Source organism: Kocuria oceani (assembly GCF_029524215.1).
In the GTDB taxonomy this organism is placed as follows: domain Bacteria; phylum Actinomycetota; class Actinomycetes; order Actinomycetales; family Micrococcaceae; genus Kocuria; species Kocuria oceani.
The window spans coordinates 1-907 of the sequence record NZ_JARAMH010000053.1; the positions used below are offsets into that span (position 1 = coordinate 1).

Genomic DNA, 907 nt, shown 5'->3' on the forward strand with positions numbered 1-907 from the left:
CCGAGCCGTGCGATCTCCGGAACCGGGCAGGTGTGGAACGTGGCCAGGACCTTCTCAGCGAGCCTGCGGCCCTCGGCGAGGTCGGCAGCCCTGTAGGCAGCCCTGAGGTCCTGGGCGCACTGCCAGGCAAGGTAGACCTCTTCGTGAGCCGGATCGGCACGAACGGCGTTGGTGACCCGGTTGGCCTGACGGTCGGTGAGGTGCTCGGCTCCGGCCCGCAGGGTGCGCTGAATCCCGTACAGCGGATCGCCCTTACGGCCTCGCCGGCCCATGGTTTGCTGCTGGATACGGCGGCGGACCTCGTCCACGGCCTGGGTTCCGAGCTTGACGACGTGAAAGGCATCCAGCACGGCCACGGCGTCCTCGAGCTGGTCCTCGATCGCACCCCTGTATCCGGCGAAGGGGTCCAGGGCGGCGACCCGCACCCCGGCCCGGAACGACTCGGAGCGTTCGGCCAGCCAATCGGCGTAGGCCTTCTTCGACCGGCCCGGCACCAGGTCCAGCAGCCGGGCCCGTACCTTGCCCGTGGCATCCCGGGAGAGGTCGACCATCCCGGTCAACTCCTTCGGGCCCCGCTTCCGGGGATCGACGTGATGCCAGATGTGCTCATCGACCCCCAGGGAGTCCACGGCCTCGAAGCGGGACTGATCGGCGGCCATCCGTTCCAACTCGGGCCTGATCGCGCCCCAAACGGCCCGCCACGCGGTGCCGAACTGCCGGGCCAGGCCGGCGATGGTGGCGTGCTCCCGACGCAGTTGGCCGATCGCCCAGGCCACGGCGCGGGTGGTGATCGTCCCTCGCTCGGCCACCAGCTCCGGGACCTGCTCGACGAACATCCCGCGCGGGCACTCCGGCTCTGGGCACCGCCAGGTACGTTGCCGCCACCGCAGCCGCACCGGGACGGCAC

The 907-nt window shown here is 70.9% G+C and carries 1 protein-coding gene; it reads right to left on the reverse strand.

The window, feature by feature from the left end; translation table 11 throughout:
* Positions 1 to 907 (reverse strand): ISL3 family transposase (locus PU704_RS19920; protein ID WP_277552883.1); only part of this gene is annotated, 907 nt, incomplete at both ends.